The 20,735-nt window shown below is 72.3% G+C and carries 16 protein-coding genes and 1 pseudogene; 7 read left to right on the forward strand and 10 right to left on the reverse strand.

Annotated elements, in window-relative coordinates:
- Positions 1-18 precede the first annotated feature (18 nt).
- On the forward strand, positions 19-2,955 hold the full coding sequence (locus tag BGM09_RS09395; protein ID WP_223186562.1) for a glycoside hydrolase family 2 TIM barrel-domain containing protein: 2,937 nt from the start codon (positions 19-21) through the stop codon (positions 2,953-2,955).
- Positions 2,956-3,039: 84 nt separating this feature from the next.
- Here BGM09_RS09395 and BGM09_RS09400 read toward each other — a convergent pair whose 3' ends face one another.
- The 3 genes from BGM09_RS09400 to BGM09_RS09410 all read right to left on the reverse strand — a co-directional run bounded on the left by BGM09_RS09400 (position 3,040) and on the right by BGM09_RS09410 (position 7,425).
- Positions 3,040-4,041 carry an aldo/keto reductase gene (locus tag BGM09_RS09400; protein ID WP_188281010.1) on the reverse strand — a complete coding sequence of 334 codons (1,002 nt, stop codon included), beginning with the start codon at positions 4,039-4,041 and terminating at the stop codon, positions 3,040-3,042.
- Positions 4,042-4,119: 78 nt separating this feature from the next.
- On the reverse strand, positions 4,120-5,655 hold the full coding sequence (locus BGM09_RS09405) for an alpha-N-arabinofuranosidase (RefSeq protein ID WP_188281011.1): 1,536 nt from the start codon (positions 5,653-5,655) through the stop codon (positions 4,120-4,122).
- 186 nt (positions 5,656-5,841) lie between these two features.
- Positions 5,842-7,425 (reverse strand): glycoside hydrolase family 43 protein, encoded by a 1,584-nt coding sequence (locus BGM09_RS09410; protein ID WP_188281012.1) that lies wholly within the window; start codon positions 7,423-7,425, stop codon positions 5,842-5,844.
- Positions 7,426-7,652: 227 nt separating this feature from the next.
- Here BGM09_RS09410 and BGM09_RS09415 point away from each other — a divergent pair, with 227 nt between their 5' ends.
- The 3 genes from BGM09_RS09415 to BGM09_RS09425 all read left to right on the forward strand — a co-directional run bounded on the left by BGM09_RS09415 (position 7,653) and on the right by BGM09_RS09425 (position 11,856).
- Entirely contained in the window at positions 7,653-8,720 is a 1,068-nt protein-coding gene (locus BGM09_RS09415; protein ID WP_188281013.1) for a LacI family DNA-binding transcriptional regulator, read from the forward strand.
- A 104-nt stretch (positions 8,721-8,824) separates the two neighbouring features.
- Positions 8,825-10,945 (forward strand): alpha-galactosidase, encoded by a 2,121-nt coding sequence (locus BGM09_RS09420; protein ID WP_188281014.1) that lies wholly within the window; start codon positions 8,825-8,827, stop codon positions 10,943-10,945.
- 98 nt (positions 10,946-11,043) lie between these two features.
- On the forward strand, positions 11,044-11,856 hold the full coding sequence (locus BGM09_RS09425) for an alpha/beta fold hydrolase (RefSeq protein WP_188281015.1): 813 nt from the start codon (positions 11,044-11,046) through the stop codon (positions 11,854-11,856).
- Between the two features lie 98 nt (positions 11,857-11,954).
- Here BGM09_RS09425 and BGM09_RS09430 read toward each other — a convergent pair whose 3' ends face one another.
- Positions 11,955-12,548 carry a TetR/AcrR family transcriptional regulator gene (locus tag BGM09_RS09430; protein ID WP_188281016.1) on the reverse strand — a complete coding sequence of 198 codons (594 nt, stop codon included), beginning with the start codon at positions 12,546-12,548 and terminating at the stop codon, positions 11,955-11,957.
- Between the two features lie 149 nt (positions 12,549-12,697).
- Here BGM09_RS09430 and BGM09_RS09435 point away from each other — a divergent pair, with 149 nt between their 5' ends.
- Complete coding sequence (locus tag BGM09_RS09435; RefSeq protein WP_188281041.1) at positions 12,698-13,786, forward strand: NADP-dependent oxidoreductase; 1,089 nt, start codon at positions 12,698-12,700, stop codon at positions 13,784-13,786.
- A gap of 199 nt (positions 13,787-13,985) precedes the next feature.
- On the opposite strand, the gene BGM09_RS09440 is transcribed toward BGM09_RS09435, so the two are convergent.
- From BGM09_RS09440 to BGM09_RS09455, 4 genes and pseudogenes are all read right to left on the reverse strand, one after another.
- Positions 13,986-14,660 (reverse strand): Type 1 glutamine amidotransferase-like domain-containing protein, encoded by a 675-nt coding sequence (locus tag BGM09_RS09440; RefSeq protein ID WP_188281017.1) that lies wholly within the window; start codon positions 14,658-14,660, stop codon positions 13,986-13,988.
- Between the two features lie 42 nt (positions 14,661-14,702).
- Positions 14,703-15,287, reverse strand: a pseudogene (locus tag BGM09_RS09445) (HAD-IC family P-type ATPase); the annotation flags it as partial.
- A 210-nt stretch (positions 15,288-15,497) separates the two neighbouring features.
- The gene (locus tag BGM09_RS09450) at positions 15,498-16,085 is read right to left on the reverse strand and encodes a DinB family protein (RefSeq protein ID WP_188281019.1); all 588 of its coding nucleotides are present in this window, start codon (positions 16,083-16,085) and stop codon (positions 15,498-15,500) included.
- Between the two features lie 129 nt (positions 16,086-16,214).
- Positions 16,215-16,646: a class I SAM-dependent methyltransferase gene (locus BGM09_RS09455; RefSeq protein ID WP_223186547.1), complete on the reverse strand. Its 432-nt coding sequence runs from the start codon at positions 16,644-16,646 to the stop codon at positions 16,215-16,217.
- Positions 16,647-16,818: 172 nt separating this feature from the next.
- Between BGM09_RS09455 and BGM09_RS09460 the strand changes: the two genes are divergently transcribed.
- The gene (locus tag BGM09_RS09460) at positions 16,819-17,688 is read left to right on the forward strand and encodes an alpha/beta hydrolase (protein ID WP_317452610.1); all 870 of its coding nucleotides are present in this window, start codon (positions 16,819-16,821) and stop codon (positions 17,686-17,688) included.
- 42 nt (positions 17,689-17,730) lie between these two features.
- Here the strand turns inward: BGM09_RS09460 and BGM09_RS09465 are convergent, their stop codons facing one another.
- Positions 17,731-18,132 carry an ATP-binding protein gene (locus BGM09_RS09465; RefSeq protein WP_188281020.1) on the reverse strand — a complete coding sequence of 134 codons (402 nt, stop codon included), beginning with the start codon at positions 18,130-18,132 and terminating at the stop codon, positions 17,731-17,733.
- A 407-nt stretch (positions 18,133-18,539) separates the two neighbouring features.
- Here BGM09_RS09465 and BGM09_RS09470 point away from each other — a divergent pair, with 407 nt between their 5' ends.
- Positions 18,540-19,031 (forward strand): peptidylprolyl isomerase, encoded by a 492-nt coding sequence (locus BGM09_RS09470; protein ID WP_188281021.1) that lies wholly within the window; start codon positions 18,540-18,542, stop codon positions 19,029-19,031.
- A 197-nt stretch (positions 19,032-19,228) separates the two neighbouring features.
- Here the strand turns inward: BGM09_RS09470 and BGM09_RS09475 are convergent, their stop codons facing one another.
- The gene (locus tag BGM09_RS09475; protein ID WP_188281022.1) at positions 19,229-20,722 is read right to left on the reverse strand and encodes an MFS transporter; all 1,494 of its coding nucleotides are present in this window, start codon (positions 20,720-20,722) and stop codon (positions 19,229-19,231) included.
- Positions 20,723-20,735: the final 13 nt, after the last annotated feature.

Here is a 20,735-nt window from a genome sequence, read left to right on the forward strand (position 1 = left end):
CACGAGGACGTCCCGCACATGGACGTCTCGCCCGGCTGGGGAGCGCTGGCGCCGCGCTCCTGGTACGCGGAGTCCGACGCGGCACGCCTGACGCTCGGCGGCACGTGGCGCTTCCGGCTCTCGCCGACCGCGGACGCGCGGGACGACTCCTTCGCGCGCACGGGCTTCGACGCCACCGGCTGGGACGAGCTGACCGTCCCCGGACACTGGCCGCTTCAGGGCCACGGCTCGCCCGCCTACACCAATATCGCCTACCCCTTCCCCGTCGACCCGCCCCGGGTGCCGGACGCGAACCCGACAGGGGACCATCTGAGGACCTTCGACCTGCCCGACGACTGGCCGGCCGAGGCCGGCGACGCGACGCTGCTGCGCTTCGACGGCGTCGAGTCGAGCGCGCGGGTCTGGCTCAACGGCGCGGAGCTCGGCGAGTTCAGGGGCAGCCGCCTGCCGCACGAATTCGCGGTCGGCGCTCTGCTGCGACCCACGGGCAACGTGCTGGCCGTCCGCGTCCACCAGTGGTCCTCCGGCAGCTACCTGGAGGACCAGGACCAGTGGTGGCTGCCGGGCGTCTTCCGCGAGGTCACCCTGCTGCACCGGCCCGTGGGCGCGGTCGGCGACTTCTTCGTCCACGCGCCCTACGACCACCGGACCGGCACCGGGACCCTGCGCGTCGACAGCGAGGTGCCCGGCCGGGTGACCGTGCCGGAACTTGGCCTGGACCTGGCGACCGGCCAGACGGCGAACCTGCCCGTGGAGCCGTGGTCGGCGGAGATCCCGCGGCTCTACGCGGCCGAACTGGCCACCGCGGGCGAACGCGTCCCGCTGCGCGTCGGCTTCCGGACCGTCGCCGTCGAGGACGGCGTCATCAAGGTCAACGGCAACAGAATCCTCTTCCGGGGCGTCAACCGCCACGAATTCCACCCCGAGACCGGCCGCGCCCTGGACCTCGACACGATGCGCGCCGACGTGCTGCTGATGAAGCGGCACAACATCAACGCCGTCCGCACCAGCCACTATCCGCCGCACCCGGCCTTCCTCGACCTCTGCGACGAGCTGGGTCTATGGGTGATCGACGAGTGCGACCTGGAGACGCACGGATTCCATCTCGTCGGCTGGCAGGGAAACCCGGTGGCCGACGACCGCTGGACCCCGGCCCTCCTCGACCGCGCCGCCCGCATGGTGGAGCGCGACAAGAACCACGCCAGCGTCATCATGTGGTCGCTCGGCAACGAATGCGGAACCGGGCCGGGACTGACCGCCATGGCCGGCCTCATCCGCGACCGCGACCCCGACCGGCTGCTGCACTACGAGGGCGACTGGTCGTGCAAGGACACCGACGTCTACTCCCGGATGTACGCCGATCACGCCGAAGTCGAACGCATCGGCCTCGGCACCGAGGACCCGCTGGAGGACCCCGCCCTCGACGCCAAGCGCAGGGCGCTGCCCTTCATCCTGTGCGAATACGCGCACGCCATGGGCAACGGACCCGGCGGCCTGGCGGAGTACCAGCGGCTGTTCGAGAAGTACGACCGCTGCCAGGGCGGCTTCGTCTGGGAGTGGATCGACCACGGCCTCGCTCACCCGGCGTACGGCTACGCGTACGGCGGCGACTTCGGCGAGGACGTGCACGACGGCAACTTCGTCTGCGACGGCCTGGTCTTCCCCGACCGTACGCCCTCGCCCGGCCTCGTCGAGTTCGCGAAAGTGATCGAGCCGGTCCGGATCGCGGCGGGTTCCGGCGGAGCGGACTCCGGCGGAACGGGCTCCGGCGGAGCGGACTCCAGCGGAACGGGCTCCGGCGGCGCGGTCCTGATCACCAATCTGCACGACTTCCGTGACCTGTCGCACCTCGCCCTCACCTGGTCCTACGAGGTCGACGGCGTACCGGTGGCGACGGGCACGTTGGAGACGCCCCCGCTCGGCCCCGGCGAGTCCGCGGACGTCGGGCTCCCCGCGCCGCCCGCCGTGGCGGACGACGGCGAGAGCCACTGGACCGTCCGCGCGGTACTCGCCGAGGACACGCCCTGGGCGGCCGCCGGTCACACCGTCGCCTGGGGCCAGGTCGAAGGGCGGCCGAGGCGGCCCCTCCCGGCCGCGCACCGAGAGGCACCGCGGCGCGAGGACGGGCTGATCGTCCTCGGCCCCGCCGCCTTCGACGCGCGCACCGGCGCACCCGTACGGCTGGGAACCGTACCCCTCACAGGCCTCCGGCTGGACGTGTGGCGCGCGCCCACCGACAACGACCGGGCGTCGGACTGGATACCCGAGCAGCAGTACGACCGGCTGTGGCGCGAACTCGGCCTGCACCGCGCACAGCACCGCGTCGACGCCGTCGAGCTGACACCGGCCGGGCTCACCGTACGCACCCGCGTGGCCCCCGCCGCCACGAATCTGGCGCTGCGCACCGCCTACCGGTGGACGGCGGAAGAGGACCGGCTGCGGCTGACGGTGTCGGTGACGCCCGAGGGGGAGTGGCGGGTGCCGCTGCCCCGGCTCGGCGTCAGGTTCGGGCTCCCCGCCGCGTTCGGCCGGGCCGAGTGGTTCGGCGGCGGCCCCGGCGAGGCGTATCCGGACACGCGTGCGGCCTCCGTGCTCGGCCGGTACCGCGCCGACGTCGACGACCTCCAGACCCCGTACGTCCTGCCGCAGGAGAACGGCGCCCGTGCGGACGTCCGCTGGGCCCGGCTCGCCGACGGGGAGACCACGGTACGGATCGACGGCGAGCCCGCCTTCTGGTTCACCGCCCGCCGCTGGACCAGCGAGCGGATCGACGCGGCCCGGCACACCCGCGACCTCACGCCGGACGACACCGTGTGGGTCAATCTCGACCACGCGGTCCAGGGCATCGGCTCCGCCTCCTGCGGCCCGGGTACGCTCCCCGCCTACCAACTGACGGCCGCCCCCGCGGAGTTCTCCTTCGTGCTGTCGGCGCGCCCGGCCTCGCCGACCGGATGACGGCGCGAGACCGGGCCCGCGACGTGGACACGTCGCGGGCCCGGTCTGCGCGCGGTCGGCGCGTACGCCCGACGGCGGCGGACGTCAGCCCACCAGGGCGTCCAGCGCGGCGAGTTCGGCCGCGTCGAACGGCGGGGCGTCCAGGGCGCCAAGATTCTGGTCCAGTTGGGTCACGCTGCTCGCCCCGATGAGCACGGAGGTGACGCGCTCGTCGCGCAGGACCCAGGCGAGTGCCAGTTGCGCGAGCGTCTGGCCCCGGTCGCGCGCGAAGGCGTTGAGCCGGTGCAGCAGGGCGATCTTCTCCTCGGTCAGTGCCTCCCGCTTGAGGAAGTGCCCGATGGCCGCCCGGGAGTCGGCGGGAACGCCTTCGAGATAACGGTCCGTCAACTGGCCCTGGGCCAGCGGCGAGAAGGCGATGACCCCGGCCCCGGCCGCCGTGGAGGCGGCGATCAGGCCGTTCTCCTCGATCGTGCGGTCGAGGACGTTGTACGCGTGCTGGTTGATCAGCAGCGGCGTGCGCAGATCCCGCAACAGCTCGGCGGCGCGGGTCATGTCCTCGGGAGCGTAGTTGGACAGACCCACGTAGAGGGCCTTGCCCTGTTGGACGGCGGTCGCCAGCGCGCCCATCGTCTCTTCGAGGGGTGTGTCGGGGTCGAAGCGGTGGGAGTAGAAGATGTCGACGTGGTCCAGGCCCATGCGGGACAGGGACTGGTCGAGGGAGGACAGCAGGTGTTTGCGGGAGCCCCATTCCCCGTACGGTCCCGGCCACATGTCGTAGCCCGCCTTGGTGGAGATGACCAGCTCGTCGCGGTAGGGCCGGAAGTCCTGGGCGAAGAGGGTGCCGAAGTTGGCCTCGGCGGCGCCGTACGGCGGGCCGTAGTTGTTGGCGAGGTCGAAGTGCGTGACGCCGAGGTCGAACGCGCGCCGCAGCACGTCACGCTGCGACTCCAGCGGCGTGGTGTCGCCGAAGCGGTGCCACAGACCGAGGGAGACCTTCGGCAGCAGCACGCCGCTGCGGCCACAGCGCTGGTACTGGGCGCCGTCGCTGTAGCGGTCGTCGGCGGCACGGTAGGGCGGGGGCTTCACGTGGTGTTTCTCCTGTTCGGGACTGACGGGCGCTGGGGTGCGGGGTCGTCGGCCACCACCGGTCCGCGGCGCGGTCCCTCACCGGCTCCCGGCGCGCCGGAGGCGGATCACATTCCACGACAGCGGCGTGAGGTCGGCGCGCAGTGCGCCGCCGGTGACGGCCGTTCCCGTGACGGTACGGGGGGTGACGCGCTCGGGGTCGCGCAGGGTGTTGCGGGCGTCGGGGTCGTCGCCGTCCAGGACGAGGTGTTCCACGACGGTCAACGCCTCGAAGCCGCGCAGTTCGACGTCGAGCGGCAGACCGGCGGTCCTGCTCCGGTTGACGGCGAAGACGGTGACCGAGCCGGTGTCGTCGTCGGTGACGGCGGTGGCGTGCAGCAGGTCGACCTCGCCGAAGCGCCCGGTGCTGTGACGGGGACTGTCCGCCGCCACCCGCAGGACACGACCGCGTCCGTACGCCGACGCCTGGGCGAAGGGGTAGAAGCTCGTCTGCCGCCACGCGGGGCCGCCCGGCTCGGTCATGATCGGCGCGATCACATTGACCAGTTGGGCCAGGGAGGCGGCGGTGACCCGGTCGGCGTGCCGCAGCATCGCGATCAGCAGCGACCCGGTCAGCACCGCGTCGGCGAGCGTGTAGCTGTTCTCCAACAGCCTTGGCGCGTAGGGGAATCCGTCCTCGGGCGCGGGCGCCATCGGTGAGCGGTCGGTGTGCCAGACGTTCCACTCGTCGTAGGAGAGCATGATCGTCTTGCGCGACTTCAGGGTGGCGCCGACGTGGTCGCACGTGGCGGTCACCGCCGCGATGTACCGCTCCATGTCCTCACCGCTGGCGAGGAAGGAGTCGAGGTCGGTGTCGCCGTCGGCCAGTCCGTAGTACGAGTGCAGGGAGACATGGTCCACCAGCTCATAGCACTCGCCGAGGACGGTGGCCTCCCACGTGCCGAGGGTCGGCATCCCGAATCCGGACGAGCCGCAGGCGACGAGTTCGAGGTCGGGGTCCGCCATCTTCATGGCGCTCGCCGTCTCGCGGGCCAGCCGGGCGTACTCCCCGGGCTTCTTGTGGCCGATCTGCCAGGGGCCGTCCATCTCGTTGCCCAGACACCACATGCGGATGCCGTACGGCTGCTCGGCGCCGTGGGCGATCCGCAGGTCGGACAGCTCGGTGCCGCCGGGGTGGTTGGCGTACTCCAGCAGCCGCACGGCGTCCTCCACGCCACGGGTGCCGAGGTTGACGGCGAGCATCGGCTCGATGTCGGTCTTGCGGCAGAAGTCGATGAACTCGCCGAGGCCGAAGCGGTTGGTCTCCAGCGAGTGCCAGGCCAACTCCAGCCGCGCCGGGCGCTGTTCGGCCGGGCCGACGCCGTCCTCCCAGCGGTGGCCCGACACGAAGTTGCCGCCCGGGTAGCGCACGGTGGTGACGCCGAGTTCCCTGATGAGCGCGAGGACGTCGCGGCGCAGCCCGGCCTCGTCGGCCTCGGGGTGTCCCGGCTCGTAGAGCCCGTCGTAGACACAGCGGCCGAGGTGCTCGACGAACGATCCGTACAGCCGCGGATTCACCGTGCCGATTCCGAAAGCGGGGTCGAGGGTGAAGCGGGCCGTGGGCAACTGGGTCATCCGGGTGGGCCTTTCGGTGAGCAGGAGGGGGGCGGGACGTGCGAGGGGCGTGAGCGGCGCGAAGGGGCGAGCGATGCGAACGGCGCGAGGCGCGAGGTGATCCTCCAGGACGCGGGCGGATCACCTCAACGGGTGGAGACGGACCGAGACGGACAGAGACGGACAGAGGTGGATAGAGACCGGTTGCTATTCGCGGAGCTCGAACCAGTCGAAATCCGCCCGCGCGCGGGCGCCGCCCACGTCCTGTGCGCACACCCCGACGAACGCGCCGGTGAAGCGGAGCCGGTTACCGTAGTCGTCGGAGAGCTTGCTCGCGTCGAGCGGCGGCCCCACCGGCTGCCAGGCGGTCCCGTCCGGCGAGGCGGAGAGGCGCAGTTCGGCCCGGTCGAAGCGGGCCCGCAGGTGGATCAGCGGCCAGTCGTCCACCTCGATCTCGCTGTCGGCCGGTTCGCTGTAGTGCCCGTCGTCGGTGATGGCGACGCCCAGCACCCTGCCGCGTCCCTCGGCGTGCGTGACGCGCAGGTAGTAGTGGGTGGTGGTGTCGTACCAGCAGATCAGGCCCGCGAGTTGGGAGAAGTGCGAGGGCCGGAAGTCCAGCACCGTCGTGGCCTCGCACCGCACCGAGGTGAGCGGTCTGGCGACCAGGCTCTGGTCGAACAGCGAGTGGAGACTCTGCCTGCCGCGCAGCCGAAGCCAGCCGGGACGCTCCGTCAGGCTGAGCCAGGAGTCGTCGACGGGCACCCGCAAGGTGCTCCAACTCGGGCTCAAGGCGGGGGAGTCGAAGTCGTCGCGGCCCCGGGGCGCCCTGGGCTTCGCGTCGCCTGCGGCGGCGGGCGCGGGCACCTCCACCCGCGGCCGGTTGTCCCCGTGGGCGAGCCGCAGCCAGCCGTCGTCGGTCCACCGCACCGCCTGGAGGCAGGTCTCGCGGCCGGTGACGCAACGGGGCCCCTGCGGGGTGTCGACCGGCCGGGACGCCAGGTGCGCCAGGTACCACTCGCCGTCGGGAGTCTCCACGAGCTCGCCGTGACCGGCCTTGAGCAGCGGCGACCGCGGCGCGTCGCGGGTGGTCAACAATGAGCCCAGCGGGTCGAGTTCGTACGGACCGGTCAGCGAGCGGGAGCGGCACATCAGGATGCCGTGGTTCCAGCCCGTGCCGCCCTCGGCGACCATCAGGTAGTACCAGCCGCCGCGCCGGTAGAGGTTGGGGCCCTCGATGAGTTCGTCGTTCCTGAGCACGATCACCGGCTCTCCGGTCAGCGACCGCCTCCCGTGGTCGTACTCCTGGAGCACGATCCCGGCGAAGGAGGGCCGGCCCTCGCGGTGGTCCCACTGGAGGTTCACCAGCCACCTGCGGCCGTCGTCGTCGTGGAAGAGCGAGGCGTCGAAGCCGGAGGAGTTGAGGAAGACCGGCTCCGACCACGGACCCTCGATCGAGGGGGCGGTGATCAGGAGGTTGTCGACGTCCTTGAACGGGGAGCCCACCGTCCGTACGACGCCGTAGACCAGCCAGAACAGGCCGTCGTGGTACGAGAGCGAGGGCGCCCACACACCCGCGGAGTCCGCCACGCCGCGCAGGTCGAGCAGGTCGGCGCGGTCCAGCAGATGCCCCGCCGGTGTCCAGCCCACCAGGTCGGTCGAGCGGTGCACGGGCACGCCCGGGAACCACTCGAAGCTCGACGTCGCCAGGAAGTACTCCGCCCCGACCCGCACGATCGAGGGGTCCGGATGGAAGCCGGGCAGCACGGGGTTGTGAATCCGGCCCGAGGTCATACAGGTCCTTTCTCTGACTCCGCGACCGGACAGAGACCGGTAGCTGGATCGACACATCTTCGTGGCCGGCTCATGTGGTGAACTCCTAGGTCTTCACGTCATCGTGGCGCGGCTCTAATGTAGAAACCGGTTGCCAAAATGGTCAATGCCTGACGGTGAAACCTCAGTTCCGAAACATTCGACGACCCGCGATGAGGCAGGGATGAGGCAGGGATGAGGGGTACTCGATGACGCGCACCGACAGCCTCGCCGGACCCACACTGGCGATCGTGGCCCGAGCGGCCCGGGTGTCCGTACCGACGGTCTCCAAAGTGGTGAACGGCCGTGACGACGTCGCGCCCGACACCCGGCGCCGCGTGACCGAGGCCCTGGACCGGCTCGGCTATGTCCGCAGACCCCGGTCCGCCACGAGGGCGTACCACCCGTCGCAGGTGGACGTCGTGCTGCACTCCCTGGAGAGCTCGTGGTCGGGCGCGGTGCTGCACGGAGTCGAGGCCGCGGCCGAGGAGGCCGGTCTCGAAGTGGTGGTGCGGACCGGCTCCGGCCGGACGACCGCGGCTGGGCCCGAGAGCCGCTGGCTCGACCGGCTCGCGGCACGCGGCTCGGCGGGCGTGCTGTTCAACCTCGCCGAACTCACCGCCGCGGAATACTCCTGGCTCGACCGGCGCGGCATCCCCTTCGTGATGATCGATCCGGTGGCGGACCCGCCGCCGGACGTGCTGACGGTCGGCGCGGCCAACTGGCAGGGCGGTCTGTCCGCCACACAGCACCTGCTCGCGCTCGGCCACCGGCGCATCGCGGTGATCGGCAGCGGCCCGAACCAGCTGTGCGCCGGGGCCAGGATGGCCGGCCACCGGTCGGCGCTGGCCGAGACCGGGCTGCCGTACCGCCCCGAGTACGAGCGGTTCGCCCACTTCGACATCGCCGAGGCGCGGCTGCGGACCCTCGAACTGCTCGACCTCCCCGAGCCGCCGACCGCCGTCTTCGTCTGCTCGGACGCGATGGCGCTCGGCGCCTACCAGGCCGTCGCCGAGCGCGGACTGCGGATACCCGACGACATCAGCGTGGTCGGCTTCGACGACCTGCCGGAGTCGCGCTGGGCCACCCCCGCACTGACCACGGTGCGCCAGCCGCTGTCCGACATGGCCGCCGCCGCGCTGCGGCTGCTCGTCCGGACCATGGCGGGCGACCTCCCGGAGTCCTCGCACATCGAACTCTCCACCCACCTGGTGGTGCGCGGCAGCACGGCCCCGCCCGCCGGGGGCACCGCCGCCCGCCTCGACCCGCCTCGCTGACCCCCCGCTCGACCCGCCTCGCTGACCCGCCGCTCGACCCGCTGAGCACCCCCGCACGCCGCTCACGCCGCGCCGGCCGCTCCACCCCGACCACGTACCACCGAATGCCCGGAGATCTCATCGTGACCACCGAACTGCGCTGGGGCACCAGCGAATTGACCGTCCTGCTCGGCTGGGACGACGACGGCCCCGTACGGCTGCTCGACCTCGAACTGCCGGGCGACGCGCCGCGCCCGCCCGGCAGGGCCGCACTGCCGCTGGTCGAACTGGAGACGATCGGCACGGGCCGGACCGGTACGTCGGGCAAGCGCCATGTGGACGGCACCGCCGCCGCCCGGCTGCGGTACGCCGGCCACAAGGAGCGGGCGGACGCCGACTGGCGGGAACTCGTCGTGGAATCCGCGGACCCGGCGACCGGACTGCGCGTCACCGCCCGGCTGCGGCTGCACGGCGGCCTGCCCGTACTGCGCTGCTGGGCGGAGGTCACCGCGGGCCGGGAGGCGGTGACGGTGGAGTACCTCTCCTCCTTCGTGTTCTCCGGCCTCGCCGCCCGTGTGCGCGGCCACTGGGAGGAGGGCCTGCGGCTGCATCTGGCGGCCAACCCCTGGAGCGGCGAATTCCGCTGGTCCGAGGCCACGTTGGCGCAGCGCGGCCTCTACGACGTCGGCATGGTCCGCTACGACCAGACCGGCTCCAAGAACCGCGTCGCCGTCACCAGCACGGGCGCGTGGTCCACCGCCGAGCACCAGCCCATGGGCTGCGTCACGGACGCCGAGACCGGCCGGGCCCTGATGTGGCAGATCGAGCACAATGGCGCGTGGCACGCGGAGTTCGGCGACCGCTACGACGACGTCTACCTGGCGCTCTCGGGACCGACGGACCGCGAACACGCCTGGCGGGCTCGGCTCCAGCCGGGCGAGTCCTTTACGGGCGTCCCGGCCGCCGTCGCCGTCGTCCCCGGCGGCGGCTTCGAGGCCGCCGTCGCGGCCATGACTCGCTACCGCCGGGCCCTGCTGCGCCCGCACCCCGACCACGACCTGCTGCCCGTGGTCTTCAACGACTTCAACAACTGCCTGATGTCGGACCCGAGTACGGCGGCGATCCTGCCGCTCGCCGAAGCCGCCGCGCGGGCGGGCGCCGAGTACTACTGCGTCGACGCGGGCTGGTACGCCGACTCCGACGGCTGGTGGGACGCCGTCGGTGAGTGGGAGGAGTCCGCCGTCCGCTTCCCCGGCGGCCTCAAGGAGGTCACCGACCGCATCCGCGCGCTCGGAATGGTGCCGGGGCTGTGGCTGGAGCCCGAAGTCGTCGGCGTCCGCAGCCCGTTGGCGCGCACCCTGCCCGACGAGGCGTTCTTCCGCCGCGACGGTGAACGGGTGGCCCAATGGGGCCGCTACCAGTTGGACCTGCGCCACCCGGCGGCCCGTTCGCACCTGGACCGGGTCGTGGACCGGGTCGTCGCCGACTACGGGCTCGGCTACCTGAAGCTCGACTACAACATCGACATCGGTCCCGGGACCGGAGACATCCCCGGCGCCGGTCTGCTCGGCCACAACCGGGCGCTGCTCGACTGGCTGGACGCAGTGCTCGACCGGCACCCGGGCCTGATCATCGAGAGCTGCGCGGCGGGCGGCAGCCGCAGCGACTACGCCACGCTCGCCCGGCTGCCGATCCACTCGCTCACCGACCAGCAGGACCACCGCAATCTGCCGCCCATCGCGGTGGCCGCCCCGGCCGCCGTCCTGCCCGAGCAGGGCGCGATGTGGGCCTACCCGCAAGCCGAGTTCGGTGTGGACGAGACCGGTCTGGCCCTCGTCCCCGCGCTCCTCGGCCGCGTACACCTCAGCGGGCGCGTCGACCGGCTCTCCCCGGCCCAACTGGCGCTCGTCCGCGCGGCCGTGGACGCGTACAAGAGCTACCGGGCGCGGCTGCGGACCGCGGTGCCGCGCTGGCCGCTCGGGCTGCCTGGCTGGCGCGATCCGTGGGCCGCCCTCGCCCTGGACTGCGCGGACGGCCACCGCGTCGTGGTCTTCCGCCGCGACAGCGACGAACACCGCCGCGAGCTGCCCTTCCCCGAACTGCGCGGCCACGACGCCGTGGTGACCCGCGTCTTCGACGCCGCCGGTGACGCGGAGGCCCGCTGGGACGCGGAGAGCGGAGTCCTGACCGTCGGCCTGCCGCGACCGGGGAGCGCCGTGCTGCTGCATCTGGTGCCGATCCGATGAGCGCCGATCCGATGAGCGCCGTGCCGCTGGACCGGGAGTTGGACCGGGACCCGGACCTGGACCTGGACTTGGACTTGGAGCTCGGCCGATGACCGCCCATGCCTGACCTGGACCTTCCGGCATCGCGCCTGCACTTCACCGACACCGGTCCCCGTACGTCAGCGGGGACGTTCCTCCTCGTGCACGGCTGGGGCGGTGACAGCACCGAGTGGCGGCGGGCCGCGAGCGGGCTCACCCCCGACCACCGGGTGATCACCGCGGATCTGCGGGGCCACGGGAGATCGTCCGCCCCTGCGGACGGCTACGCTCCCGCCGACTTCGCCGCCGATCTGTCGGCGCTGCTGGTCCGGCTGGACGCTCCGCCGGTGATCGCCGTCGGCCACTCCATGGGCGCCCAGGTCGTCGTCGCCCTCGCCGCCGACCGTCCACCGGCCGTCGCGGCCCTGGCGGCGCTGGACCCTGCCTATGGCGCGGACCGCGCGGAGATGCGGCGGATCCCCGGCGAACAGGAGCAGTTGCGCGCGGAGGGCAGCGGATGGGCGGCCCGCTTCGCCGAAGGCGCGCACACCCGCGGCACGCCGCCGGAGGTCAGGGCGCGCCACCGCCGCGTGATGGCCGCCATGGACCCCGGGGTCCTCCTCGCGGCACGGGACGCGATGTATCTGGCTCCCGGCGCGTTCGGCTCCCTGCCCGCCGCCGAGGCGAAGCTCGCCACCCTGACCCAACCCGTACTGACCGTCATGACCGGCCTCGCCAGGGCTGCCTGGGCCCGCCGCGCCCTGCCAGGTCCGCGCTCCCGCGTCGAGGTGTTCCAGGGCTGCGGCCACTACCTCCACGAGGAGCGCCCCGAGCGACTCGCCCGGCTGCTGTCGCGCTGGGCCCTCGGTGCGGAGCCCCCGCCGAACGCATGACATCGAAGGGACCGGTCTCCGTCACGTACCGCCAGGAGACGAGGCCGGTCCTTACGCGCCCACTGCCTGCCCCGCCACCGCCCCCCGGCGCGACGGATTCAGTTGAGGACCCGAGGGCGCGGTTCCCGGCCGGTGCCGCCGCTGTCCGCGTTCGTGAGGATCGCGCTCGCGATCACGTCGAAGAGGCGGTCGGCGCGGGGGGCGAGGGAGGGCTGGTCGCCGAGCCAGGCGAGCATGGCGACGAGTGCGAACAGGTCGGCGCCGTCGATGTCGTCGCGTGCCACGCCCGCGGCCTGGGCGCGGGTGAGGAGCCGCGCACCGGCCGCGCGCAGGGTGACGCACGAGGCGTGGAGCGCGGATTCGGTGTCCTCGATGGCGGCGGCCATCAGGACGGTCACACCCCGGTACTCGGTCGTCCAGGCGACGCAGTCGCGCAGCCACGAGACGAGGGCGTCTTCTGGCGACCCCAGTGTCTCCGACTCGGCCGCCCGCGCCGTCAATTCGCCGAAGCTCGTATGGAGCAGGGCTTCGAGCAGGGCCTCGCGGGTCGGGAAGTGCCGGAGCAGGGTCGCCAGGCCCATGTCGGACCTGCGGGCGATGTCGCGCAGCGAGACGTCGACACCGTGCTCGGCGATGACCGCGCCCGCGATGTCGAGCAGGTGGTCGCGGTTCTTCCTGGCGTCGGCGCGCATGGGTCCCTCTTGACTATCCGGATCAGTGGTCCATATATTCGGATCAGTGATTCGGATAGGTGGACCACTGATCCGTTCAGCGTATCCCCCGGTGGGGGCAGGAGGCGACGATGCGGACAGAGATAAGTACAGGGACGCTGTCAGACACGATGCGGGCGATCCGGCTGCACGAGCACGGAGGCCCCGAGGTACTGCGTGAGGACCGGGTGCCGATTCCCGAGCCGGGACCGGGCGAGGTGCTCGTCCGCGTCCACGCGGTGGGCGTCAATCCTCCGGACTGGTACCTGCGCGGCGGGCTGACCACGGTGCCGGGGGAGCCGGAGTCGACCGTCAGGCTGCCCGCCATTCCGGGGACGGACGTGTCGGGTGTCGTCGAGGCCGTCGCCCCGGACGTGGACGACCTCGCCGTGTACGACCTCACCGTGTACGACCTCACCGGGGACGACCTCGCCGTGGGCGACGAGGTCTTCGGCCTCTTGCGCTTCCCCGGCTTCCACGGCAGCGCCTACGCCGAGTACGTGGCCGCGCCCGCGTCGGACCTCGCGCGCAAGCCGTCCGGCATCGACCACGTGCACGCCGCCGGGGCGCCCATGGCCGGGCTCACCGCGTGGCAGTTCCTCATCGAGGCAGGACACGACCACCCCTCGCCCTTCCAGGCGGCGCGCCACCGCCCGACGGCGCTCGACGCCGACAGCACGGTGCTGGTCAACGGCGCCGCGGGCGGCGTGGGGCACTTCGCCGTGCAGTTGGCGAAGTGGAAGGGCGCGCATGTCACCGCCGTGGCGTCCGGCGCGCACGAGTCGTTCCTGCGCGAGCTCGGCGCCGACCGGTTCCTCGACTACACCAAGAGCCGCCCCGAGGAGCTGGTGCACGACGTCGACCTCGTACTCGACGCCGTCGGCGGCCCCGACAGCAGGCGGTTCCTGCGCACCCTCAAGCGCGGCGGCGCCCAATTCCCCGTGCTTCCCGGGGACTTCGACGCCGAGGAGACCGCGGCGCTCGGCGTCACGGTCTCGACCGCCCAGGTCCGCTCGAACGGCGCGCAACTCGCCGAACTGGGACGCCTGCTGGAGGCGGGCACGGTACGCGTCGCCGTCGACAGCACCTTCCCGCTCGGCCGGGCGCGGGCGGCGCACGAACGGGCCGCCCGCGGGCATCTTCAGGGCAAGATCGTGCTCACGGTCGACCAGGACCCTGCCCTGCGTCGACCGGCTGTCACGCACCCAGCGGCCCGCTGAACACGTCCGCACCGTTCAGCCGCACCGTTCGGCCGCACCTGACGGACGGCCAGTTTGCCGGCCTGGCGGGCGATGTCGGTCCACGGCGCGGCGGGGAGGTCGTGGCCGACGCCTGGGCAGGTGACCAGGCGGGCGCCGACGATGGCCCGGCGGTGCGGGAGTCAACCTTGCCGAAGGGCCTCGGGCCCCGACCGCCAGGTCACGGCGCCGCGTTGAACAGCTTCCAGTTCCCCTCGGACACGATGTCGACACCGTCGTCGGTGACCTTGATGGCGGTCTGGTCGTCGATGGCGTACGCCGGGGCCTTGATCGCGGCGGCCCACCGCTCCGCCTCGGCCATGGTGTTCTCGGGACAGCCCGGACTGTCGAGGTGCGGGAAAAGAGAGAAGTCGACGATTCCCAGGGCGCGGTCGTCACCAGTGGGCGGCTGCCAGGCGACGAAGTGCTCCCCGACGCGCGGAGTCAGCACCATGCTCCCGGCGCTGAGCCCCACATAGACCGTGTCGTGCAGGGAAGGCAGAAGGTCGGCCAGCCCGGACTCCCGCATCCAGTGGGACAGATAGAGCGCGTCGCCGCCGTTCACCAGCAGGACGTCCGCCTCTCGGACCCAGGAGACCCACCGCTCCTTGTCGATGCCGGGCAGCGCCGTGAGCTCCAGTACGCCGACCGACTTCCATCCCAACCCGGTCATCGGGTGAACGGACTGTCCGCTGATGAAACGCCACGGCCCGCCCGGATCCCCGTACGGGCCCCCGTACCCCGCGGTGGGAATGCACAGGGCGCTGGCCTCGGCGATCGGTTTGCCCAGGAGATCGAGGAGCGCCGCCAGAATGCTGGCGTTCTTGACGCCGGAGTCGGTGAGGAGAAGCTTCATGACGCCCCCGCGCTGATCGCTCTGTGAAGTGGGCGAGCGACGCTAACACACCCGTTGTCGGCAGCGCAGGCGCGCTGACAGCGGGCCGTTTCCCGGCCGGGTCCAGGCGGTTTCGCGCAGCAGCCGGAAGCCGTTGAGAGCGACGACGAGAGTGGAGCCCTCGTGGCCCGCGACCCCGAGCGGGAGCGGGAGAGTCGCGGTCAGGTCCCAGACGGCCAGGGCGGCGATGAACACCGCGGCGATCGTCAGATTCTGGATCACCAAACGGTGGGCGGCGCGCGAGAGCTTCACGACGGCCGGGACGGTGGCCAACTCGTCGCGGATCACGACGGCGTCGGCGGTCTCCAGCGCGAGGTCGGACCCGGCCCTGCCCATGGCGACGCCGGTGTGTGCGGCCGCCAGCGCGGGCGCGTCGTTGACGCCGTCGCCGACGACCAGCACCTCGCGACCGCGCGCCTCCCCCGCGCGTACGGCCGCTGCCTTGTCCTGCGGCAGCAGGCCGGCGCGTACGTCGGTGATGCCGACCCCGGCGGCCAACTGCCGGGCGGCCCGTACGTTGTCGCCGGTCAGCAGGACCGGGGGGAGGTCGGTCATGCGGGCGAGGGCGGCGACGGTGGCGGCGGCGCCGAGCGCCGCGACGACCAGGCCCTTTACCACGTCGAGCACCTGCGCCTGGGAATCCGCGACCGCCCCGCGGACCTGCCGGAGGCGGTCACGGCCGACTGAGGCCCCGCGCGCGTGCCGGCACGCCGGGCGGTCGGTGAACGACGGCCCTACGACCTCACGCCTATGTCCTCACGCCTACGACCTCACGCCTACGACCTCACGCCTATGTCCTCACGCGTCGGCCTCCCGGGCCGCCCGCTCAAGGCGATCACGGTGGCTCTCCCACCAGGCCGCGTCGCCCGGCGGCAGGCTGCCGTTGTTCTTGTTCATGCCCACGGCGCCGTCGGTGAGTTCGCGCAGGATGTCCGCGTGTCCCGCGTGCCGGTGGGTATCGGAGATCACCCGCACCACGGCGTGATGCAACGTCACCTCGTCCCGGCCGTCGGGCCACCACGGCACCCGGCCGGTCGTGTCCAGGGCCAACGCGTCGATCGTCGCGTCCGCCTGCGTCCACGCCCGGTGGTAGAGGCCCACGACGTACGCGCGCGACTCGTCCGCGGCGGCCCACATGTCCGCGTTCGCCTCGGCCCCGGCGTCGAGCCAGGGCAAGGTCTCGCCCGACGGCCGCCCGAAGGTGTCGCCGAGGTAGCCGAACTCCACGCTGGCCACATGCTTCACCAGCCCCAGCAGATTCGTGCCGGTCGGCGTCATCGGGCGGCGCACTTCGTACTCCGAGAGCCCTTCCAGCTTCCACAGCAGGGCGTCGCGGGCGGACTGGAGGTAGAAGTGCAGATCGGTCTTGGCATCCGTTGCGGTCATGCGACCAGTCTCGCGCCCGCCCGATCTCCGGTCACGCCGTTTACGCCGTCGGTGCGGAGCCCGCACCGGGCGGCGGTTCCGCGACGCCGACGAGGAACCCGGCCCTGGTACGGACGCCGACCGACCACTTCAGCGCGGTGAGGTCGTCGGTGAGCGTCCGGGCGTCGTGGAACACCTTGACGATGCGGTACTGACGGCCGCGGGCGGGACGTGGGAGAGCCAGAAGGCGAAGAAGACCGTGTCGTAGCGGCGCGGCGGCTGCCACGCGAACACGTCGGCCTCGACGAACCGGACGGTGGAGGACGCGGTACGGGTACGGGCGATGGCCAGCACCTCGGCCGCCGCGTCGACCGCCGTCACCGACCGCGCCCGCGCGGCGAGCCTCGGGGTCCACTGGCCCGTCCCGCAGGCCAGCTCCAGCACGTCCCCGGCGATCGGGAGTTCGTCTACCACCTCCAGCAGGTCCCGCAGCTCCTGGTACTGCGCGTAGGGCCGGTCGTACGCGGTCGCCTGCGCCCGGTAGTACGCCATCTGTTCCGCCACGAGGGCGTCGTCGTCCATGGGGGTGGGTCCTCTCGTCCGGTTCCCGGCGGAGTCCGGTGTGCTCCGCTCGTCGGCTGGTCGCCACCGGCACTGTCGACCTTCACCTTTGGTCAAGGTCAAGTGTCCTGGCGGGCGGCACCGTTCTTTGACCCTGCGGCGAACCGTCAGGGACACCGGTAGCTTCTGCGTCGTGACCTTGATCGAGACGCGGGGCCTGGCACCGATGACGGACCGGGCGCGGCTGCGGTGGACGGCGCTGGGGGACACCACGCGGCGTCCGCCCGTGGTGATGCTCCACGGCGGTCCGGGGCTGCCGGACTATCTGGGCGAGGTGGCCGCCATGGTGGCGGATCTGGCGCGGGTGTACCGGTACGACCAGCGGGGCACCGGTCACTCGCCGTGGCAGGGCCGCCACACCCTCGCCCGGCACGTCGCCGACCTCGCCGAACTGCTCGACACGTGGGGCGTACCCAAGACCGTGCTGATCGGGCACTCCTACGGCGCCGATCTGGCGAGCCGGTTCTGCCTGGAGCACCCCGACCGGGTGGCCGCGGCGCTGCTGATGTGCGGGCCGTTCGTCGGTGACTGGCGCACCGGGTACCGGGCCGAGCGGGCGCGTCGTATGTCGCCGGCGCAGGACCGGCGGCGCGGCGAGCTGGAAGAGCTGCCGCGGCGCACGGAGGAGCAGGAGGTGGAGCTGCTGACACTGGCCTGGTTCACCGACCACGCCGACCTCGTACGGGGGCGGCGGTGGGCGGCGCGGGACGCTCTGCGGCGACGCCCGGTCAACTGGGCCATGAACGGCGAACTCGGCGCGGAAGGCCGCGCGGACCCGCTGGACGATCACCTCTCCGAGCTGCGCGTGTGCCTGCCCGGGCGGGCGGAACTCCTCGCAGGGGCGGACGATCCCCGCCCGGTGGCGGCACTCGAAGCGCTCGCGCTCCGGCTCGCCCTTCCGTTGACCCGGATCGAGGGCGCCGGGCACGAGCCGTGGCTGGAGGCACCCGGCGCCGTCCGCGCACACTTGCGGCGGTTCGTGCGCGGCGCGCCGGACGCGTAGGTCCGTTGGGCGCCGGACGCGTAGGCCCGTTGCGCGCCGGGATCAGTACAGCGGCAGGACGAGGGTGATCCGCTTGCCGCGCGGTGTGCCGTCGGGCGCGGGGTCGTGCGGGGTGACGGTCACCCGCAGGGCGAGCTGCTGGATCAGGCGCCAGCCGAATCCGCCGCCCACGTAAGGGGCTTCGGTGCCCGGCGGGCGTTCGGTGAGGCGGGGGAGCGCGGGGCTCAGGTCGTCGATGCTCACCTCGACGCCGAGTGGTACGAGGCGGGCCTGGCAGTGGGTGATACCGCCGCCGTGCACGATGGCGTTGGTGGCGAGTTCCGAGGTGGCGAGCACCGCGTCGCCCATGGCCCTGGGATCGCACGGCTCGGAGTCGGCCGCCACGGTCTCCCGCACCAGATCGCGTACGGCGGCGGCCGTGAAGGGGGCCCGAAGCGCTCGCATACCGGTGGGGGGCGTTTGCGTGGAGCGATGCCCACCACCCGGCGGCGGCCTGTCAGCGGCCATCTGGTCTCCAGGAATTCGACATCGGGTGGCAACGGACGGCGACGGTCGGGGGAGGTCGGCCGCGGCTCGCGGTGACACCTGCGGACGTTTTTCCCGGGTCTGTCGTCAACGGGGCGTCTTGCCGACGTGCCATGACCGAAACGCATCCGCCACAGTTCGGCCCCGCGCAGTTTGCCGCCGGTCGGACGGGCAAGAAGACGGGGTTGACCCAGTCGGCCTTCTGGGGGCGCACGGGCGCCCCCAGAGGTGCGGGACGGCCTCCGGTATAGCTGTGACCTGCGGATCTGCCGCGTTGGGCCGCTCTGGTCGCGGCGCCGGCCGCTGGGGATGCAAGGATGGTGCCCATGGACAACGTGTACTTCGACATCTCCATTGACGGCGCTCCGGCCGGTCGGATCGTCTTCCGTCTCTTCGACGACGTCGTGCCCGAGACGGCGCGGAACTTCCGTGAGCTGGCCACCGGCGAGCACGGCTTCGGCTACGCGGGCTCGGCGTTCCACCGGATCATCCCGTCCTTCATGCTCCAGGGCGGCGACTTCACCAGCGGCGACGGCCGCGGCGGCAAGAGCATCTACGGCAACAAGTTCGCGGACGAGAACTTCAAGCTCAAGCACGACCGCCCGTTCCTGCTGTCGATGGCGAACGCCGGGCCGAACTCCAACGGCTCGCAGTTCTTCGTCACCACCGTGGTCACCGACTGGCTCGACGGCAAGCACGTCGTCTTCGGCGAGGTCGTCGAGGGCGAGGAACTGGTCAAGCAGATCGAGGGCAACGGCTCGCGGAGCGGCACGCCCTCCGCCAAGGTCGTCATCTCCGCATCCGGCACCGTCGCGTAAGCATCCCACCAGCGACCTCGTAGGCCCGAAGGCCCCCGGCGACCCGCCGGGGGCCTTCCGCGTTCCGCTGAGCGGGGCGGGGCGGGGAGCGAGAGCCGGAGAGAGGTCGCCGAACGCCGACATCAGCAAGCCCTGAAGGGGCGACGGCCACGACCGGACTTTCGGGGACCTGCGGACCACGTACGGCCGAGGACCGCTCAGACCGGCTCGTCCGCCGGCGTCGGTACCGGGACCTTCGGCGTACCGCCACCCGTGGTGCGGACGTGCCGCGCCGGGATGAACGCGGCGATGAACAGCGCCGCGACGGCCGCGCCGCAGGCGATGGCGAAGGCGACGCGGAAGCCGTTGAGCGAGGGCAGTGGCGCGCCGCCGTACGAGGTGGTCATGTGGGCGAGGATCACGCCGACGACCGCGCTGGACGACGAGGTGCCGATGGACCGCATCAGGGTGTTGAGCCCGTTGGCGGCGGCGGTCTCCGCCAGCGGCACCGCGCCCATGATGAGCGCGGGCATGGCCGCGTAGGCGAGGGCGATCCCGCAGCCGATGACGGCGGCGACGACCACCACCTGCCACACGGCGTGGGTGAGGAACAGGCCGAGCCCGTAGCCGACCGCGACCACGGCCATGCCGATCATCAGGGACACGCGCGGGCCGCGGGCCGCCGAGATCCGTGCCGACAGCGGCGACACGGCCATCATCACCAGCCCGGACGGGGCCAGGCACAGACCGGCCACGAGCATGGACCGGCCGAGCCCGTACCCCGTGTCCTTGGGGAGCTGGAGGAGTTGGGGGAGGACCAGCGACATCGCGAAGAGCGAGAAACCGGCCATGACGGAGGCGATGTTGGTGAGCAGCACCTGCGGCCTGGCCGTCGTGCGCAGGTCCACCAGCGGCGCGGTGGTGCGCAGTTCGAACAGGCCCCAGCCGACGAGTACGACGACGGCCGCGGCCAGCAGTCCCAGCGTGGTGCCCGAGGTCCAGCCCCAGTCGCCGCCCTTGGAGATCGCCAGCAGCAGGCAGACCAGGCCCACGGACAGCCCGATCGCGCCCGGCACGTCGAACCGGCTCGGCGTGCGTACCGGGGACTCCGGCACGACGAACAGGACCAGGCCCATCGCCGCCACGCCGAGACCGGCGGAGGTGTAGAACAGCGCGTGCCAGTCGGCGTGCTGCGCGATCAGCGCGGCGCTGGGCAGGCCGAGCGCGCCGCCGATGCCCAGCGACGAGCTCATCAGCGCCATCGCGGAGCCGAGCCGTTCCGCGGGCAGTTCGTCGCGCATGATGCTGATGCCCAGCGGGATCACGCCCGTCGCGCCGCCCTGGAGCGCCCGGCCCACCACCATCGGGACCAGCGAGGAGGTGAAGGCGCAGACCAGCGAGCCGACGACCAGCAGACCGAGGCTGAGCAGCAGGACGCGGCGCTTGCCGTACATGTCGCCGAGCCGTCCGGTGACCGGGGTGGCGACCGCTCCGGCGAGCAGGGTCGCGGTGATCACCCACGAGGTGTCGGAGGCCGAGGCGTGCAGCAGGCCGGGGAGTTCGGGCAGCAGCGGGACGACCAGCGTCTGCATGAGTGCGACCACGATGCCCGCGAAGGCCAGCACGGCGACGACCGCGCCGCTCGCGGGCCGGGGGGCGCCGGCGGGGTGACCGGCGGCCGGTATGCCGGTGCCGCTTGCTGAGTCGGACATGTCGTCGCCTTCG

Source organism: Streptomyces sp. CBMA29 (assembly GCF_014596445.1).
In the GTDB taxonomy this organism is placed as follows: Bacteria; Actinomycetota; Actinomycetes; order Streptomycetales; family Streptomycetaceae; genus Actinacidiphila.

Bases quoted from the DNA above. Each gene is read 5' to 3' on its own strand.
- BGM09_RS09395 (WP_223186562.1), top strand. From the start codon at position 19: ATGGACGTCTCGCCCGGCTGGGGAGCGCTGGCGCCGCGCTCCTGGTAC.
- BGM09_RS09405 (WP_188281011.1), bottom strand. From the start codon at position 5,655: ATGACCCAGTTGCCCACGGCCCGCTTCACCCTCGACCCCGCTTTCGGA.
- BGM09_RS09410 (WP_188281012.1), bottom strand. From the start codon at position 7,425: ATGACCTCGGGCCGGATTCACAACCCCGTGCTGCCCGGCTTCCATCCG.
- BGM09_RS09415 (WP_188281013.1), top strand. From the start codon at position 7,653: ATGACGCGCACCGACAGCCTCGCCGGACCCACACTGGCGATCGTGGCC.
- BGM09_RS09420 (WP_188281014.1), top strand. From the start codon at position 8,825: ATGCCCGGAGATCTCATCGTGACCACCGAACTGCGCTGGGGCACCAGC.
- BGM09_RS09425 (WP_188281015.1), top strand. From the start codon at position 11,044: ATGCCTGACCTGGACCTTCCGGCATCGCGCCTGCACTTCACCGACACC.
- BGM09_RS09430 (WP_188281016.1), bottom strand. From the start codon at position 12,548: ATGCGCGCCGACGCCAGGAAGAACCGCGACCACCTGCTCGACATCGCG.
- BGM09_RS09435 (WP_188281041.1), top strand. From the start codon at position 12,698: ATGCGGGCGATCCGGCTGCACGAGCACGGAGGCCCCGAGGTACTGCGT.
- BGM09_RS09440 (WP_188281017.1), bottom strand. From the start codon at position 14,660: ATGAAGCTTCTCCTCACCGACTCCGGCGTCAAGAACGCCAGCATTCTG.
- BGM09_RS09450 (WP_188281019.1), bottom strand. From the start codon at position 16,085: ATGACCGCAACGGATGCCAAGACCGATCTGCACTTCTACCTCCAGTCC.
- BGM09_RS09455 (WP_223186547.1), bottom strand. From the start codon at position 16,646: ATGGACGACGACGCCCTCGTGGCGGAACAGATGGCGTACTACCGGGCG.
- BGM09_RS09465 (WP_188281020.1), bottom strand. From the start codon at position 18,132: ATGCGAGCGCTTCGGGCCCCCTTCACGGCCGCCGCCGTACGCGATCTG.
- BGM09_RS09470 (WP_188281021.1), top strand. From the start codon at position 18,540: ATGGACAACGTGTACTTCGACATCTCCATTGACGGCGCTCCGGCCGGT.
- BGM09_RS09475 (WP_188281022.1), bottom strand. From the start codon at position 20,722: ATGTCCGACTCAGCAAGCGGCACCGGCATACCGGCCGCCGGTCACCCC.